Annotated in this window: 12 protein-coding genes; 7 read left to right on the top strand and 5 right to left on the bottom strand. The window is 61.3% G+C overall.

Annotated elements, in window-relative coordinates; genetic code table 11:
- Positions 1–5: 5 nt before the first annotated feature.
- Both AC1RQ5_RS24815 and AC1RQ5_RS24810 read right to left on the bottom strand, forming a co-directional pair.
- Positions 6–1,967 (bottom strand): methyl-accepting chemotaxis protein, encoded by a 1,962-nt coding sequence (locus AC1RQ5_RS24815; protein WP_493202521.1) that lies wholly within the window; start codon positions 1,965–1,967, stop codon positions 6–8.
- A 179-nt stretch (positions 1,968–2,146) separates the two neighbouring features.
- Positions 2,147–2,842, bottom strand: a complete 696-nt coding sequence (locus AC1RQ5_RS24810; protein ID WP_398479188.1) for a Crp/Fnr family transcriptional regulator — start codon at positions 2,840–2,842, stop codon at positions 2,147–2,149.
- Positions 2,843–3,107: 265 nt separating this feature from the next.
- Between AC1RQ5_RS24810 and AC1RQ5_RS24805 the strand changes: the two genes are divergently transcribed.
- Together AC1RQ5_RS24805 and AC1RQ5_RS24800 are read left to right on the top strand one after the other, a co-directional pair.
- Positions 3,108–3,860 carry an ABC transporter ATP-binding protein gene (locus AC1RQ5_RS24805; protein WP_493202519.1) on the top strand — a complete coding sequence of 251 codons (753 nt, stop codon included), beginning with the start codon at positions 3,108–3,110 and terminating at the stop codon, positions 3,858–3,860.
- Positions 3,857–5,380: a permease gene (locus AC1RQ5_RS24800; protein ID WP_493202517.1), complete on the top strand. Its 1,524-nt coding sequence runs from the start codon at positions 3,857–3,859 to the stop codon at positions 5,378–5,380. Before AC1RQ5_RS24805 ends, AC1RQ5_RS24800 begins: the two co-directional genes overlap by 4 nt.
- Before the next feature lies 1 nt (position 5,381).
- Here the strand turns inward: AC1RQ5_RS24800 and AC1RQ5_RS24795 are convergent, their stop codons facing one another.
- Both AC1RQ5_RS24795 and glgX read right to left on the bottom strand, forming a co-directional pair.
- Complete coding sequence (locus AC1RQ5_RS24795; protein WP_493202516.1) at positions 5,382–6,218, bottom strand: transglutaminase-like domain-containing protein; 837 nt, start codon at positions 6,216–6,218, stop codon at positions 5,382–5,384.
- Positions 6,219–6,357: 139 nt separating this feature from the next.
- Entirely contained in the window at positions 6,358–8,460 is a 2,103-nt protein-coding gene (gene glgX / locus AC1RQ5_RS24790) for a glycogen debranching protein GlgX (protein WP_493202514.1), read from the bottom strand.
- A 154-nt stretch (positions 8,461–8,614) separates the two neighbouring features.
- On the opposite strand from glgX, the gene rocF reads away from it, so the two are divergent.
- The 3 genes from rocF (at position 8,615) to AC1RQ5_RS24775 (ending at position 11,770) form a co-directional block, all read left to right on the top strand.
- Positions 8,615–9,580, top strand: a complete 966-nt coding sequence (gene rocF, locus AC1RQ5_RS24785) for an arginase (protein WP_493202512.1) — start codon at positions 8,615–8,617, stop codon at positions 9,578–9,580.
- 234 nt (positions 9,581–9,814) lie between these two features.
- Complete coding sequence (locus AC1RQ5_RS24780; protein ID WP_398479201.1) at positions 9,815–10,093, top strand: hypothetical protein; 279 nt, start codon at positions 9,815–9,817, stop codon at positions 10,091–10,093.
- Between the two features lie 90 nt (positions 10,094–10,183).
- On the top strand, positions 10,184–11,770 hold the full coding sequence (locus tag AC1RQ5_RS24775; RefSeq protein WP_493202511.1) for an alpha-amylase family glycosyl hydrolase: 1,587 nt from the start codon (positions 10,184–10,186) through the stop codon (positions 11,768–11,770).
- A gap of 143 nt (positions 11,771–11,913) precedes the next feature.
- On the opposite strand, the gene AC1RQ5_RS24770 is transcribed toward AC1RQ5_RS24775, so the two are convergent.
- Positions 11,914–13,512, bottom strand: coding sequence for an ABC transporter substrate-binding protein (locus AC1RQ5_RS24770; RefSeq protein WP_398479205.1), 1,599 nt, complete (start codon positions 13,510–13,512; stop codon positions 11,914–11,916).
- A gap of 257 nt (positions 13,513–13,769) precedes the next feature.
- On the opposite strand from AC1RQ5_RS24770, the gene AC1RQ5_RS24765 reads away from it, so the two are divergent.
- Together AC1RQ5_RS24765 and AC1RQ5_RS24760 are read left to right on the top strand one after the other, a co-directional pair.
- Complete coding sequence (locus AC1RQ5_RS24765; RefSeq protein WP_493203555.1) at positions 13,770–15,389, top strand: ABC transporter substrate-binding protein; 1,620 nt, start codon at positions 13,770–13,772, stop codon at positions 15,387–15,389.
- 170 nt (positions 15,390–15,559) lie between these two features.
- Positions 15,560–16,513 carry an ABC transporter permease gene (locus AC1RQ5_RS24760; protein ID WP_398479207.1) on the top strand — a complete coding sequence of 318 codons (954 nt, stop codon included), beginning with the start codon at positions 15,560–15,562 and terminating at the stop codon, positions 16,511–16,513.

Genomic DNA, 16,513 nt, shown 5'->3' with positions numbered 1-16,513 from the left:
TGTATTTAAGCCGCGCGCACTTCGCGCAGGAACGCATCCACCTGGGTCTTCAGGTCTTCGCCATTGCGCGACAGTTCCCCGGCAGACTCGACCACCTGCGACGCCGCAACACCGGTTTCGCGGGCGGCGTCGTTTACGCCGGCAATGTTCTGCGAGACCTCGCCGGTGCCGCGTGCGGCCTCGGCGACATTGCGGGCGATTTCCAGCGTGGCGGCGCCCTGTTCCTCGACAGCGGCGGCAATCGTGCTGGCGATCTCGCTGACGCGGCCGATGGTGGTGGTGATATTCTGGATCGAATCCACCGACAGGCGGGTGGCGTTCTGGATCGACGAGACCTGGGTCGAGATCTCGTCGGTCGCCTTCGAGGTCTGGGTCGCCAGTGCCTTCACTTCGGAGGCGACGACCGCGAAGCCGCGGCCGGCTTCACCGGCACGCGCCGCCTCGATGGTGGCGTTGAGCGCGAGCAGGTTGGTCTGCGCCGCGATCTCGCTGATCAGCTTGACCACATCGCCGATCTTCTGCGCGGCCTCGGCGAGGCTCTGCACTTCGCTATTGGTGACATTGGCCTGCGAGACGGCATCGCCGGCGACGCGGGCGGATTCATTGACCTGCTTGGCGATCTCGCTGATCGAGGCGTTGAGTTCCTCGACGGCGGCGGCGACAGCCTGTGCGCTTTGGGTGGCTTCCTCCGAAGCGGCGGCGACGGCTGCGGTCTGGTTGGTGGATTCCTCCGCCGTGGCTGCCATCGATTGCGCAGTGTGGCGCAGTTCCGTCGCGGCCGAGCTGACAGCGCTGACAACGCCGCCGACGCCATTCTCGAAGCGTGCGGCGAGGGCATTCATCGTGTCCCGGCGCTCATGCTGGGCGCGCGCACGCTGTTCGTCCTGCGAGGCGCGCAGCTGCTCGGTCTCGATCAGGCCCGTCTTGAACACCTCGACGGCGCCTGCCATCGAGCCGATCTCGTCGCTGCGGCCGGCGCCCGGCACGGCGATCGTGTGATTGCCGCCGGCAATGCTGCGCATGGCGGCCTCAAGGGCGCTGATCGGTTTCGCCATGCTGCGACCCATGAAGGTGGCGACGGCGGCGGCGAGCAACAGCACGCAGATCGAGGCGACAACGAGCCAGGTCAGCGAGCTGCGCGTCAGGGCCTGATAGGCGCTGGCATCGCGCACGATTTCAAACACGGCGACCGGTTCGCCGGAGAAGTTCTTGATCTGGCCGAAGGAGGTCGCTGACGCACGCCCGTTCAATTCGCCCTGCTGGATGATGACATCGCCAGCCAGCGCGCGGCGGATCACATTGGGATCGACGGCGGCGCCGGTAAAGGTCGAGGCCAGCGTCTTCGCAGCCTGGCCGTCCATCTGGTGGATGGCCACATCGACCTTGAAGCGCGCCTTCATGCTATCGACGAAAGCCTTGCCGAACGGCGCGCCGACATCGACCACGCCAAGGATGTTGCTGCCATCGAGGATCGGCGCGGTGCCGAATACGTTCAGGACATCGCGGCCCGGCTCGACGCCGCCGATCGGCTTGCGCGTGCTCGTCGCCTGCGCCACCGTCTTGCGGCGCGGGGTCATGTCGTCATCGAAGGTCTTCGGATTGTGCACGCGGGCAAAGCCGATCCCCGGCGGTGTGGCGACGGTGATCAGTTCGAGGCCGCGTGGCTTGATGCTGGCATAGGGCAGGTCGAGCAGCGCCAGCGTGGCGGCGCGATCCTTGGCGCGCACGGCGTCTTTCATCTGCGGCATCGCCGCCAGCGTCTCTGCGATCGACAGCGTGGTGCGCGTCTCGGCGTTCAGCGCGGCGGTGAGATTGAGATAGTCGTTCTGCAATTCGCGTTCGAGCGCGGTATCGACGATGGCCTGCTGCTGCCACATGCTGAAGGCGGCGAGAACGCCACAGGAGCCTGCCGCGACCAGCGTGATGGCGACGATCATGCGCGCCGAAATCGACTTGAGTACAAACATCTGAAATGCCCCTTCCGCCGCAGCTAACAAAATGCCGCGTTCGTAAATCCCCAATCCAGCCTTAGGGACTTCCAGTGAAAGAGGTCTTAATTACCTTTCCATCTCAGTTTATCAGGTAATATGGTGTTGCGTTGCGATCAGGCGGGATCGCTTGGCGAACAGCCGTCGTTGATGAATGTCTACGAGGCCTTCTGCGCCGCGATCGAAGTATTCGACATCGCGTTGAGCAGCGACTCGTGAACCTGGATTGTCGCGTCATAGCTGATGAAGCCGAGGCGCCGGAACTTGTTCATGAAATAGCTGACGCGCGAGCGCGTGGTGCCGATCATCTCGGCGAGCGTTTCCTGACTGATATCAATATCGATCGGCTGGCTGCTGCCATCCTCGCCGAAGCGGGCAAGGATCAGCAGCAATCGCGCCAGGCGCTTCTCGCTCGAATTGAACAGCTGGTCGATGAGGTCTTCCTCGATGCGGCTGTTGCGCGCCAGAAGATAGGCCATGAAGAATTCGGACATCGCGGGCTCATCACGCAGGGTGGCCAGCATCGTCGCCTTGTTGATGACCGCGATGATGCTGTCTTCCATCGTCGTTGCCGTCGAGGTCCGCACCGGAATTCCGTTAAGGCAGCATTCGCCGAAGAACTGGCCGGGCTCAAGCAGGCCGACCACGGCTTCCTTGCCTTGCTCGGAGAGTACCGTGAGTTTCACCCGCCCTTGCAGGATGAAGAACACGGCATCTGCATGGTCGCCTTGTCCGAAGACGATCTGATTCTTCCGGTGATCGGCAATCGTCTTGCCGGCGCCAGGCGTCGAGAGAAAATAGGGCGCATCAAAATCAGTAACGGTCGGGATTCGCAGGACAGCGTGGCGTGTCATCAGCACTCTCCGGGATCACGTCGGATCGAATCTAGTCGAGGTTGTGTTAGTTAATGATTGTTTTAGATAATTGCATTTCGATTGTGAAGAGCGATCAGTGAACAACCGTATCGCATGATGAATCCATCGGTTTTGATAGGTACATAACTACGCAAATGATTTTGCGCAGGTAGCAGCTTCTGACGATCGCGTTCACCGAGGCGAAACGTCTGCGCCGCATGTTGGTTGCATCAACGCATGTTGCATGAAGGTTCGGAGCCGGACGATGACCACGCGCGCGACCGCTCTCGAATTGCGGGGGTTAACAAAACGTTTCGATCGGATCGCCGTCGATGCGCTCGATCTTACTGTTTATGCCGGTGAGTTTTATGCGCTGCTCGGCGCCAATGGCGCGGGCAAGACGACGACCCTGCGCATGGTGGCCGGCTTGTTGCCGCCCGATGCAGGCGCGATCCGGATCACGGATATCGATGCGCTCGGCGATCCCGTTGCCGCCAAGCAGGTGATGGCGTGGGTCTCCGATGAGCCGATGATCTATGACAAGCTGACGCCCCTCGAATATCTTGAATTCATCGCGGGCCTGTGGGGCTGCGATCCCGCAACAGCCGATGTCGCGGCGCATGAGTTGCTCACCTCGCTCGGCCTTGCCGCGCATATGCACGAGCGCTGCGAAGGTTTTTCCAAGGGGATGCGGCAGAAAGTGGCGCTGGCCGGGGCGCTGGTGCACGATCCCAGGCTCATCATTCTCGACGAGCCCTTGACTGGCCTCGATGCGGTCTCCGCGCGTCACGTCAAGGGATTGCTGCAGACACGCGTGCGCAGCGGCTGCACCGTCATCATGACCACGCATATTCTGGAAGTGGCCGAGCGCATGGCGGATCGCATCGGCGTGATCGCGGCGGGGCGGCTGATCGCCGAAGGCACGCTGACCGAGTTGCGCCAGAAAATGGGGCAGAGCGACACCAGTCTCGAGGAGATGTTTGTCGCGCTGGTCGAAAACGCATCGGCGGCCGCATGAGCGCGGCCGTCAGCGCGCTATGGTTCGCGCGGCACGAGCTGCGGCTCGGCTGGCGCGAAATGCTGGGCATGCTGACCGGCGGTCGCCGACGCCGTACGCGCAGCGCGACGATCTTGCTGTTTGTCTTCGTGATCTTCCTGCATCTGCCCGCCTATGCCGTGGTCGGTCGCTTTGCCGATGTGCAGGTGCCGCTGGATCTGCAGAGTGCCATCATCATCACCGCCAGCGTGTTTCTGGCCTGGGCGTTGATCCTGTCGCAGGCCATCGAGTCGGTGACGCGCGTGTTCTATGCGCGCGCCGATCTGGACCTCATCGTATCGTCACCGGCGCCGCTCACCAATGTGTTCTCCGTCCGGATCGCAGCGATTGCGCTCACCGTGACACTGATGGCGGTGATGCTGGCGACGCCGTTTATCAATGTTCTGGTGTTCGGCGGCGGCGCGCGGTGGTTCGCGGCCTATGGTGTGGTCGTCATCATGGGCCTGTCGGCATCCGCGATCGCCATCGCCGTCGCGGTCGGGCTGTTCGAACTTTGCGGGCCGGCGCGCACGCGCATGGTCGCCCAGATCATTTCCGCTGTCACCGGCGCGGGCTTCGTCATCGCGCTGCAAGTCGCCGCGATCCTGTCTTACGGCACCTTGTCACGCTTTGCAGTGCTGACATCGGACGCGGTGATCAGCTCCGTGCCCGACGCATCAAGCATTGTCTGGTGGCCGGCGCGCGCCATGCTGGGCGATGTCGCTGTGTTGCTGCCATTGCTCGCGGCCGCGCTGCTTTTGCTTGGCGTCACCATGGCGCTGTTTTCTCCGCATTTCGGCCGCTATGTGGCGAGCGCATCGCCGCAACTGGCATCGCGCAAGATCGGCAATGCCAGACCGTTTCGCGCGACGTCGCGCCGGCATGCGTTGCGTCGCAAAGAATTCAAGCTGCTGTGGCGCGATCCCTGGCTGATGTCGCAGACGCTGATGCAATTGCTGTATCTCCTGCCTCCGGCCCTGATGCTGTGGCGCAGCTTTGGCGACGGCCCGAGTGCGTTCATCGTGCTGGTTCCGGTGATCGTAATGGCGGCCGGGCAACTCGCTGGCGGTCTGGCATGGCTGACGATTTCCGGCGAAGATGCCGCCGATCTGGTCGCGACGGCGCCGTTGCAGTCAACATCGCTGCTCGGTGCGAAGATCGAAGTCGTGCTGATCTGTATTGCTGCGATCTTCACGCCGCTGATCGTGGCATTGGCATTCGTCTCCGGCCACATGGCGCTTGTCGCCACGCTCGCGACGGTCATTGCAGCGGCGTCCGCAACGGCGATCCAGCTCTGGTTCCGCGTACAGGCGAGGCGGAGTCAGTTCCGGCGGCGCCAGACCTCATCGCGCATCGCGACGTTTGCCGAAGCATTCTCGTCCATTGGATGGGCAGCGACTGCGGTGCTGACGCTGATCTTGCCGGTGGCTGGCACAATCTCCGGCGTGCTCACGGCGGGCATCGTTGCGCTGGCGTGGAAGCTCAGCCCGTCGCGGGCTTAAGTCAGGCGACCCGCTGCGCTGATATCGTTTCGTCTGTCACCTCATCGGTGACCACCTCGAAACGCGTCAGCAGTGGCTTGCCAAAAGCGGTGGAGATGGCGACATCGGCGGCATCACGACCGCGGGCCATGACGATGCGGCCGATCCGCGGCTCGTTGTGGCGGGCGTCGAATGTGTACCATTGACCCAGTAGATAGACCTCGAACCAGGCGCTGAAATCCATCGGCGCGGGATCGATGGGGACGCCGATATCGCCGAGATAGCCGGTGCAATAGCGCGCCGGAATATTCATGCAGCGGCAGAGCGTGACGGCGAGATGCGCGAAGTCGCGGCACACACCGATACGCTCTTCATGCGCCTCGAAGCCGGTGCGATCATTGCGAGCGTGGTGATAACCGAATTCGATCCGGTTATGCGCATAATCGACGATGGCCTGCACCAGCTGTGCGCCATCCTCGATGCCGTTGAATTCCGCCAGAGCGAGATCGAACAGCTTTTGCGTATCGCAATAGCGACTGCCCAGGAGATAGATGAGAACATCGTCCGGCAGATCACCGACCGATGTCAGTTTTCCTGGTGGCGGTGTCAGTTCGGGAAGGCCGCTGTCGGAGATCAAGAAGTTGTTGCTGATGGTCAGCGGCCCCTTCGGCGCGACCAGGCGGGTGCACGTGTTGCCATAGATGTCGTGATAGTCGTGCGTCGGGAGTTCGGGGGAGATGCGGATCTGATGCGGGCTGAGCAGGTCCTGCTCGCGATCGGGATGGATGCTGAGCATCAGCACCACCGCAGTCTCCTTGTCGAATTCGAATGCAATATCGTAGCCAGCGCGGATGTGCACCTGACGTCTCCCATGGCCGCATTGCCACATGCATAGATTATGTCAGACAAGTTCACGCATGAAACATCGTTCCGCGACAAAACGGATGCAATCTGCGGGAATTGTGGGCAGCAGCGGCCGAGCCGCCGCTGCCCGATCACTACTTCTGCAGTGTCAGCAACAGCAGCGAACGTCCGGTCACCTGATACATCTCGCCGAACGGGAAAGTCTGGCCGCCCGGTGCATCCGGGATATTGGTATCGACCAATAGCTCCCAGCCCTTTCCGCCGAAGGCTTCCGGCATGGTGAAATCCACCAGCCCTTCGAAACCGTTCAGGATCAGCAGCATGGTTTGATCGTTCGCCTGTTTGCGGATGCCCGTCTTCTGCGCGCGGCCATCGAGCAGCATGCCGAAACATTTGACGTTGCCATCCTTCCAGTGCTCCTCCTGCATCGGTCCGCCATTGGCGTTGATCCATGTGACGTCACGGACATCCAGATGCGGATCGTGCTCGCCGGTCAGGAAGCGCGAGCGGCGCAGCACCGAACAGTCGGCCAGCAGCTTGATCAGTCGCTTGGTGAAGGCGTGCAGGTCCTTGCCGTCTTCGGTCCATTTCCAGTCGAACCAGGAAATCTCGCTGTCCTGGCAATAGGCATTGTTATTGCCCTTCTGGGTGCGGCCGAATTCGTCGCCGCCGAGCAGCATCGGCGTGCCCTGCGCGAACAGCAGGGTTGCCAGCATGTTGCGCTTCTGGCGTTCGCGCAGCGCAATAATGTCCTTATCGTCGGTCGGGCCTTCGACACCGCAATTCCACGAGCGGTTATGCGAGTGACCATCCTTGTTGTCCTCGCCATTCGCCTCGTTGTGCTTCTCGTTGTAGCTGAAATTATCATTCAGCGTGAAGCCGTCATGGGCGGTGACGAAATTGACGCTGGCCCAGGCACGGCGGCCCTGATGATTGAACATGTCACCGGAGGCGACGAGCCGCGGCGCAAGCTCCGCGACCGGTGCCTCGCCGCGCCAGAAGTCACGCGCCGTATCGCGAAACTTGTCGTTCCATTCCGCCCAGCCCGGCGGAAAGCCGCCGACCTGGTAGCCGCCGGGCCCGATGTCCCACGGCTCGGCGATCAGCTTCACGGTGGTGAGCAGCGGGTCCTGATCGACGGCCTTGAGGAAGCCGCTCTGTTCGGTGAAGCCATAGACCTCGCGGGCGAGAATGGTGCCGAGATCGAAGCGGAAGCCGTCGATGTGCATCTCGCGCACCCAGTAGCGCAGGCTGTCGGCCACCATCTGGATAACGCGCGCATTGGAGAGATTGACGGTGTTGCCGGTGCCGGTGTCGTTGATGTAATAGCGCGGCTTGTCCGGCATCAGCCGGTAGTAGCTGGCATTGTCGATGCCCTTGAAGGACAGCGTCGGGCCAAGCTCATTGCCTTCGGCGGTGTGGTTATAGACAACGTCGAGAATGACCTCGAGCCCGCCGGCATGCAGCTTCGCCACCATCTCCTTGAACTCGCGCAGTGAGTTCGGCACGTCCGACGCATATCGCGGATCCGGCGCGAAGAAGCCGATGGTGTTGTAGCCCCAGTAATTGACAAGCTTCTTCTTCAGCAGATAGTCGTCATTGATGAAGGTGTGCACCGGCAGCAGCTCGACCGAGGTGATGCCGAGATCGACGAGATAGTTGACCACGGGCTTGGTGCCGAAGCCGGCATAGGTGCCGCGCAGCTTCTCCGGCACATCCGGATGCAGCTTGGTGAAGCCCTTCACATGGGTCTCGTAGACGATGGTGCGATCCCACGGCACAGGCTGGCGGCCGGCTTCACCGGTCCAGTCGAAATCCTGATCGACGATCACGCATTTCGGCATGAAGGGCGCGGAGTCGCGCTCGTCGAAAGTGAGATCGTCGCCGGTCTCCATCTTGTAGCCGAACACGGCCGGGTCCCATTTCAGGGTGCCCGCATGGGCGCGCGCATAGGGATCGAGCAGCAGCTTGTTGGGATTGAAGCGATGACCCTTCTCGGGCTCGTAGGGGCCGTGGACGCGATAGCCATAATACTGGCCGGGTCCGACATCGGGCAAATAGCCATGGAAGATCTCATCGGTATATTCCGGCAGTTCGATCCGGGTTTCTTTATCGCCGTCGAACAGGCAGATCTCAACCTTGGTGGCGTTCGCTGAGAACAACGCGAAATTGGTGCCGTTGCCGTCCCAATGCGCGCCCAGCGGATAGGGAAGGCCTTCTTCAACAGCTTTGCTCACGATTGCCCCGTTCGGTCAAAATATTGGAATGAAACGCGCATTATAACGACGATGGTTCGATTGCGTTGCACTGCGGAAAGCGCATTTCGGACAATATTTTCACGATTTCGCCGCGCGATGATGACAAACGCGGCAGCCATTCAGGAGCCCATGCATGAGCAAGCCTTTCCGCCCGAACCGTATCGCCTTGCTGGGCGCTCCTGTCGAGATCGGCGCATCGCAGCTCGGCACGCTGATGGGGCCGGATGCCATGCGGACGGCTGGGCTAAAGCCGCTGCTGGAAGAGCTGGGCTTCGCCGTGGAGGATCACGGCAATATGGCGATGCCGACGCCGACAAGCGATGATGCGCCGCCTGCCAATGCAAAACACTACCGTGACATCCAGGCCTACGTTCAGGCGCTCAGCGGGCGGGCGTATACGCTCGCTGCGTCCGGTGCCTTGCCCATCTTCATCGGTGGTGATCACAGCCTGTCCATGGGCTCCGTCAATGGCGTTGCGCGGCACTGGCAGGCGCAGGGGCGCGAACTGTTCGTGCTGTGGCTCGATGCCCATGCCGACTACAACACGCCGGCCACCACCATCAGCGGCAATATGCACGGCATGTCGGCGGCGTTTCTGTGCGGGGAGCCCGGTCTTGATGGCCTGCTTGGCAACGAGCCACGCGCATCCATCACGCCGGATCATCTCGATCTGTTCGGCATCCGCTCCATCGACAAGCTTGAGAAGGAGTTGGTGAAGCAGCGCGGCATCTCGCTGATCGACATGCGCCAGATCGACGAATTCGGCGTCGGCGTTTTGATCCGCCGTGTCATCGAGCGCGTGAAAGCGCGCAATGGCTTGCTGCATGTCTCGCTGGATGTGGATTTCCTCGATCCCATCACCGCGCCCGGCGTGGGCACCATGGTGCAGGGTGGGACGACCTATCGCGAGGCGCATCTCATCATGGAGCTGCTGCACGACAGCGGCTTGATGTGTTCGCTGGATGTGGTGGAGCTCAACCCGTTCCTCGATGAGCGCGGCCGCACGGCGCGGGTGATGGTTGAACTCGTCGGCAGTCTGTTTGGTCAGCAGATTACGGATCGGCCGACGCCGACCAATGCGATCACCGCAGGAGAGTGAGTCGTAGGATGGGTTGAGCGTCTTCGCGAAAACCCATCAGCCGCAATTCATAAGATTGATGGGTTTTCGCTGCGCTCAACCCATCCTACGGCTCCGTTCATCTTCGCGCAGCTGACCCGCAATTGGTTCCTCGCGCATCCCGGCCTTTATCTAACGGATTCGTAACACCGCCCCGGAACGAACCCCGCCACCATGGATTGCTTCCTCATCGAATAACAAATGAGGAGGCACGTCATGATTAGGAATCTTGCCATCATCGCCGTGGCTGCGGCGTCCATTGGTACCGCACTTCCGGTGACCACCGCGAGCGCACAGGAAATCGGCGTGGGCGTCGGCCCAGGCGGTGTTACCGTAGGCGCCGTGGGCCGCGATCGTTATCGTGATCGCGACTATGATCGCGATTACTATCGTGATCGCCGCGACCGCAACGAGACGGTAATCATCAAGCGTAACCGCGATCGCGGCTACTATGATGGCGGCGTCGAGCGTCGAACTGTCATCGAACGCTACTAAGTTACTGACAGCGCGATTCGGCGGCCCTTCCTCGGAAGGGCCGCTTTTTCGTGCCGATTTCCGCTCATTCGGTCGGGTTCAATCCGCATCATGAATAAAGCAGCATCCGTGTGGTGGCAGGCCGGCACCATCTATCAAATTTATCCGCGCTCGTTTCAGGACTCCAACGGTGATGGCATCGGTGATCTCAAGGGGATCGTCGGACGCTTGCCTTATCTGCGCCGGCTCGGCGTCGATGCGATCTGGATCTCGCCGATCTTCCCGTCGCCCATGGCGGATTTCGGCTACGACATATCGGACTATATCGACATCCATCCGCTGTTCGGCACGCTGGATGATTTCGATGCGCTGGTGGAAGCTGCGCATGAGAGCGGGCTGAAGGTCATTCTGGACCTCGTGCCCAACCACACTTCCAATGAGCATCCGTGGTTTGTCGGCAGCCGCTCATCACGAGATAATCCGAAGCGCGACTGGTATATCTGGCGCGATCCAAAACCCGACGGCAGCGCGCCGACCAACTGGTTGTCGGAATTCGGCGGAAGCGCGTGGCAATATGACGAAGCGACGGGGCAATATTACTATCACGCCTTTCTCGACCGGCAGCCCGATCTCAACTGGCGCAATCCCGATGTGCGCGATGCGATCTATGAGGTGATGCGGTTCTGGATGCGCCGCGGCGTCGATGGCTTCCGCGTCGATGTGATCTGGCATCTGATCAAGGACGACCAGTTTCGCGACAATCCCGCCAACCCGAATTACGTCACCGGCCGGCCTCCGCATGAAACGCTGGTCACGCTCTATTCCGCCGATCGTCCGGAGACGCAGGATGTCGTCGCCGAGATGCGTCAGGTGGTCGACGAGTTCGAGGACCGCGTGTTGATCGGCGAGGTCTATCTGCCGATCGATCGTCTGGTCGCCTATTACGGCGAAAACCTTGGCGGCGCGCATCTGCCGTTCAATTTTGCGCTGCTGTCGGCGCCATGGCATGCGCCTGATATCGCCGATCTGATCGAACGCTATGAGGCGGCCTTGCCGCTTGGTGCCTGGCCGAACTGGGTGCTCGGTAATCATGACCGGCCGCGGGTGGCGACGCGCGTGGGAGAAGCGCAGGCGCGCGTCGCGGCGATGCTGCTGCTGACGTTGCGCGGCACGCCGACGCTGTATTACGGCGACGAGATCGGCATGAAACAGGTGCCGATCGCGCCCGATCAGGTACAGGACCCGTTCGAGAAGAACGTGCCCGGTATAGGTGTCGGCCGCGATGGTTGCCGCACGCCGATGCAATGGGCGTCAGAGACGCATGCCGGCTTTACCAGTGGCGTGCCATGGCTGCCACTCGGTGACGACTATCGCGAGAACAATGCCGTAGCGCTTGCCGTCGATCCGCAATCTATCCTTACGCTCTATGTGAAGCTGATCGCTTTGCGAAAGCGGACGCCGGAGCTGGTCTTCGGCAGTTATGATCCGATGGAGACGCAGGAGGCCGTACTGGCCTATCGGCGGACCTATGATGACCAGTCGGTCCTGATCGCGCTGAATTTCACCAGCGAGCCGGCCTCGTTGCATGTGGGGGCGGGCGAGGTGCTGGTCTCGACGGAACTGGATCGCGAAGGCGAGAATGTTCCGGGGCCGCTCGAGCTACGCGGCAATGAAGGTGTGATCGTCAGGCTTAGGTAGTTCGTTGGTGTTGCTGCTGCGCAAAGATGTCATCCCCCGCGAAAGCGGGGGATCCAGTAAACGCGGGCTTCAGCGGTTATGCATCAGCGGTGAGTCCACTAGGTCACCCGGTCGAGCCGGGTGACGACAGATATGTGGTTGGTTTAATCCAGACCGATCGTTGTCAGATCCTGGAACCAGTGCTGCGCCTGCACGAACTTCTTCACCTTCGGTGACAGTGCGTGCGGGTTGGTGTCGTGCACGACCCAGACCAGCACGGCGTCGTCGACGATCTGTGCATGGGCTTCGGCGAGCAACTCGTCCTGCTTCTTGACGTCGAAATTGTTCTTCGCCTCGTCGATCAGCGCGTCGACCTTCGGATTCTTGTAGCCACCCCAGTTCACGCCGACCGGTGCGATCTGGCCGGAATGAAAGAAGCGCACGATGGCGTAGAGCGGATCCGAAGTGACGTAAGCGATGTTGTTCGAGGTGATCCCCTTCATGCTCTCATCGGCCGCGCCTTTGCGCCACGCGGTATAGAGAACCTCGAGCTCGACGACCTTGAATTCGACCTCGACGCCGATTTCCTTGAAGCTCTGCTGCAGGAATTCGTTGATCGGCAGCGACAGCATCTGGCCGGTGCCGCCATTGGCGATGATGAAGGTTGCCTTCAGCGGCTTCTCCGGGCCGTAGCCGGCTTCCTTCACCAGCTTCTTGGCTTCGGCGAGATCATATTTGATCTTGAAGTTCGGCTTGCCGAACCACGGGCTGGACGGATCGACCTGGCCGATGGCCGGCTTGGCGAGGCCGTTCATCAGGGCAACGACGCCATCACGATCGATGGCGAGATTGAGAGCCTTGCGCAGGCGAATATCCGTCCACGGCGAGCCGGGCAGCACGCTGAGATGATAATTCCAGACATGCGGCGTGACGTTGTCGACGATCTTCATGCCGGCGCCCTTGAGCTGCGGCACGGCATCGGGAGCCGGGGTCTCGATCAGATCGACCTGACCGGCGAGCAGCGCATTGGTGCGGGTCAGTGCTTCCGGCATCGGGATCAGCACCAGCTTGTCCGCTTTCGGAATACGCTTCTTGTCCCAGTAATCGACGTTCTTGCTGAGCTCTGCCTGTTCACGCGGAACGAGCTTTGTCAATTTGAACGGACCCGTGCCCGAGGGCTGCGACGCGAACTTGTCCCAGTCCTTGCCGACCTTCTCATATTGCGCGGGGCTGGAGACGAGGAACCAGAGCATCTGGTAGGGGAAGAAGCTATCGACGGCCTTGGTGGTGATTTCCACTGTGCCGTCATCAATCTTGGCATAGCTTGCGACTGAGGGCAGGCGGGTCTTCACCTGTGCGCTCTGGCGCTTGTCGAATTGCGGTGCCTTTTCATTGAGCACCTTGTCGAGATTCCAGATCACCGCATCGGCATTGAAGTCGCTGCCATCGTGGAACTTGACGCCCTTGCGCAGGGTGAAGCGCCACTTGGTCTTGTCCTTGTCGTCCACTTTCCATTCGGTGGCGAGGCCGGGGATGAGTTTGCCGGGGCGATCGGCGACATCCATCTCCCACGCGACCAGCGGGTCATAAATCGTGTAGCCGGTAAATTGATAGCCGCCCGCACCGCGATCCGGCTGACCAGTGGTCAGCGGCACATCGGCCATGGAAATGCCGTAGCGCACAACGGTCTCGGCTTTCGCGGGTGCAGTGAGGCCGATAACAGCCGCCAACGCCGCGCCTGCGAAAGAAAATCTAAAACTCATCCCCAACTCCTGATCTGGATACAGTCGCTGGCATGCAAGCAAGCTTAATGCCACACTCTTACCTCTCGCGAGGCCTGTGCCAGTCGGTCGCGGGCGAAGGGGGTGTACACCACAAGCGCACGTTGCTCTGATTTGTGGCACGCGCGTTGCATTGCACTGCATCAGAATTAGCCAACTGAATTTCGTTCACACGAAGGGGACTAGTCAGAATGCGTATCCACAAACCAGTCACGGGCCGATTGAAGACCGCTCTCGCGATGCTGACCGTCGCGACAGCGCTGACGCTGCCGCAATTTGCTCTCGCTGAAACCGTCGTGAAGATCGGCATGACGGCCGCGGATATCCCGCGCACGCTCGGCCAGCCGGATCAGGGCTTCGAAGGCAATCGCTTCACCGGCAACACGATGTATGAGGGTCTCACGCTGTGGGACCTCTCGTCTGCCACCAAGCCGAGCGTTGTGATCCCCGGATTGGCTACGGAATGGGCAGTTAACGATAGCGACAAGACCAAGTGGACCTTCAAGCTGCGTCCTGGCGTCAAATTCCACGATGGCAGCGACTTCAATGCCGATGCCGTGGTGTGGAACGTCGACAAGGTGCTGAAGCAGGATGCGCCGCAATTCGATGCCAGCCAGGTCGGCGTCACCGCGTCGCGCATGCCGACCCTGGTGTCGGCGAAGAAAATCGACGACATGACCGTCGAGCTGACGACGAAGGAGCCGGACTCCTTTCTGCCGATCAATCTGACCAATCTCTTCATGGCAAGCCCGACCAAGTGGCAGTCATTCTATGACAAGGCGCAGGGGGCTGATGCCAAGGCGAAGACGACCGCGGCATGGGATGCGTTCTCCAAGGATGCATCGGGCACCGGTGCATGGAAGATGGCCAAGTTCACGCCGCGCGAGCGTCTCGAACTGGTGAAGAACGATGGCTATTGGGACAAGGCGCGCGTGCCGAAGGTCGATCGCCTCGTGCTGTTGCCGATGCCCGAAGCCAATGCGCGTACTGCGGCACTGCTGTCGGGCCAGATCGACTGGGCCGAAGCACCGGCGCCGGATGCGGTGAAGGAAATCACCGCACGCGGCTTCAAGATCGAAAAGAACGAACAGCCGCATGTGTGGCCGTGGCAGTTCTCGCGCATCGAAGGCTCGCCCTGGAACGACATCCGCGTCCGCAAGGCTGCCAATCTGTGCATCGATCGCGAAGGTCTGCGTGATGGCCTGCTCGCCGGCCTGATGGTGCCTGCCACCGGGACCTTCGAGCCCGGCCATCCCTGGTATGGCAACCCGTCCTTCAAGATCAAATATGATCTGAAGGAAGCGCAGAAGCTGATGACGGAGGCCGGCTACGGCCCGAACAAGAAGCTCACCGTGAAGACGCAGACCTCGGCATCGGGCTCCGGCCAGATGCAGCCGCTGCCGATGAACGAATATATGCAGCAGGCGCTGGCGGAATGTTACTTCGACGTCAAGCTCGACGTCATCGAGTGGAATACGCTATTCACCAATTGGCGCCGCGGCGCCAAGGACCCGACGGCGAATGGCGCGAACGCAACCAACGTCACTTATGCAGCGATGGATCCGTTCTTCGCGCTGGTCCGCTTCCTGCAGTCGTCGATGGCACCTCCGACCTCGAATAATTGGGGTTTCATCAACAATCCCAAATTCGACGAGTTGGTGAAGAAGGCACGCACCACGTTTGAGGCCGGTGAGCGCGACAAGGCGCTGGCCGAACTGCATGCCGCTTCGGTGGATGATGCGGCGTTCCTCTACGTCGCCCACGATGTCGGCCCGCGCGCGCTCAGCCCGAAGATCAAGGGCTTTGTGCAGCCGAAGAGCTGGTTCGTCGATTTCTCGACGATGACGATGACGCCGTAACTCTCTTCCCCTCTCCCGCTTGCGGGAGAGGGTGGATCAATCACGCGAAGCGGGATTGAGACGGGAGAGGGACCACGAGCGCAGTGCTTTGTTGCTCCCTCTCCCGCCTTCGCTCCGCTCAGGCACCCTCTCCCGCTTCGCGGGCGAGGGGAAGAAAGCAAAGGTGCCCCTTGTTCAGTTATGCAGCGCGCCGCGTCGTTTACGCGATCCCCATCATTCTCAGCGTCGCGCTGGTGTGTTTCCTGCTGGTGCACATCACCCCTGGCGATCCCCTGGTCGCCGTGCTCCCGGCTGATGCGTCGCAAGAGCTCGCGCAGCAGCTGCGCGTTGCCTACGGCTTCGACAAGCCGCTGCCGGTGCAGTTCGGCCTGTGGCTGTGGCGCGCATTGCATGGCGATCTCGGTGCCTCCATCGCGACCGGCCGTCCGGTGCTCGCGGAAGTCATGAACGCCGTCCGCAACACCGTGATGCTCGCGGTGTTCGCTGCCGCAATCGGTTTCACCCTCGGCCTTTTCTTCGGCCTGATCGCCGGCTACTTCCGCGACACTTGGGTCGACAAGGTCGCCACCTCCATCGCCATCGCCGGCGTGTCCGTGCCGCATTACTGGCTCGGCATGGTGCTGGTCATCATCTTCTCGGTGCAGCTCAACTGGCTTCCCGCCGTGGGCGCCGGCTCCGGTGGCTCCGCTGCCTGGGCGTGGGACTGGGAGCACATGAAGTATCTCATCCTCCCGGCTGTCACGACATCGGTGATCCCCATGGGCATCGTCACCCGCACCGTGCGTGCGCTGACCGGTGACATCCTCTCGCAGGATTTCGTCGAGGCGCTGCGGGCAAAAGGCCTGCAGGAATTCAAGGTGTTCAAGCACGTCATCAAGAATGCTGCGCCCACGGCGCTGGCCGTGATGGGCCTGCAGCTCGGCTATATGCTTGGCGGCTCGATCCTGATCGAGACCGTGTTTTCCTGGCCCGGCTCCGGTCTGCTGCTGAACTCGGCGATCTTCCAGCGCGATTTGCCGCTGCTGCAGGGCACGATTCTGGTGCTGGCGCTGTTCTTCGTCTTCCTCAATCTTCTGGTCGATATCGCGCAGGCGTCCATCGATCCGCGCATCAAGCGGGCCTGA

This window comes from Tardiphaga sp. GW821-FHT12E02, from assembly GCF_058807155.1.
The sequence above is the reverse complement of the archived record's forward strand: the minus strand, read 5'-3'. Positions and strand labels throughout refer to the sequence as shown.

Excerpts from the sequence above, each read along its gene's own strand:
- AC1RQ5_RS24815 (WP_493202521.1), bottom strand. The coding sequence starts at position 1,967 with ATGTTTGTACTCAAGTCGATTTCGGCGCGCATGATCGTCGCCATCACG.
- AC1RQ5_RS24810 (WP_398479188.1), bottom strand. The coding sequence starts at position 2,842 with ATGACACGCCACGCTGTCCTGCGAATCCCGACCGTTACTGATTTTGAT.
- AC1RQ5_RS24805 (WP_493202519.1), top strand. The coding sequence starts at position 3,108 with ATGACCACGCGCGCGACCGCTCTCGAATTGCGGGGGTTAACAAAACGT.
- AC1RQ5_RS24800 (WP_493202517.1), top strand. The coding sequence starts at position 3,857 with ATGAGCGCGGCCGTCAGCGCGCTATGGTTCGCGCGGCACGAGCTGCGG.
- rocF (WP_493202512.1), top strand. The coding sequence starts at position 8,615 with ATGAGCAAGCCTTTCCGCCCGAACCGTATCGCCTTGCTGGGCGCTCCT.
- AC1RQ5_RS24780 (WP_398479201.1), top strand. The coding sequence starts at position 9,815 with ATGATTAGGAATCTTGCCATCATCGCCGTGGCTGCGGCGTCCATTGGT.
- AC1RQ5_RS24775 (WP_493202511.1), top strand. The coding sequence starts at position 10,184 with ATGAATAAAGCAGCATCCGTGTGGTGGCAGGCCGGCACCATCTATCAA.
- AC1RQ5_RS24770 (WP_398479205.1), bottom strand. The coding sequence starts at position 13,512 with ATGAGTTTTAGATTTTCTTTCGCAGGCGCGGCGTTGGCGGCTGTTATC.
- AC1RQ5_RS24765 (WP_493203555.1), top strand. The coding sequence starts at position 13,770 with ATGCTGACCGTCGCGACAGCGCTGACGCTGCCGCAATTTGCTCTCGCT.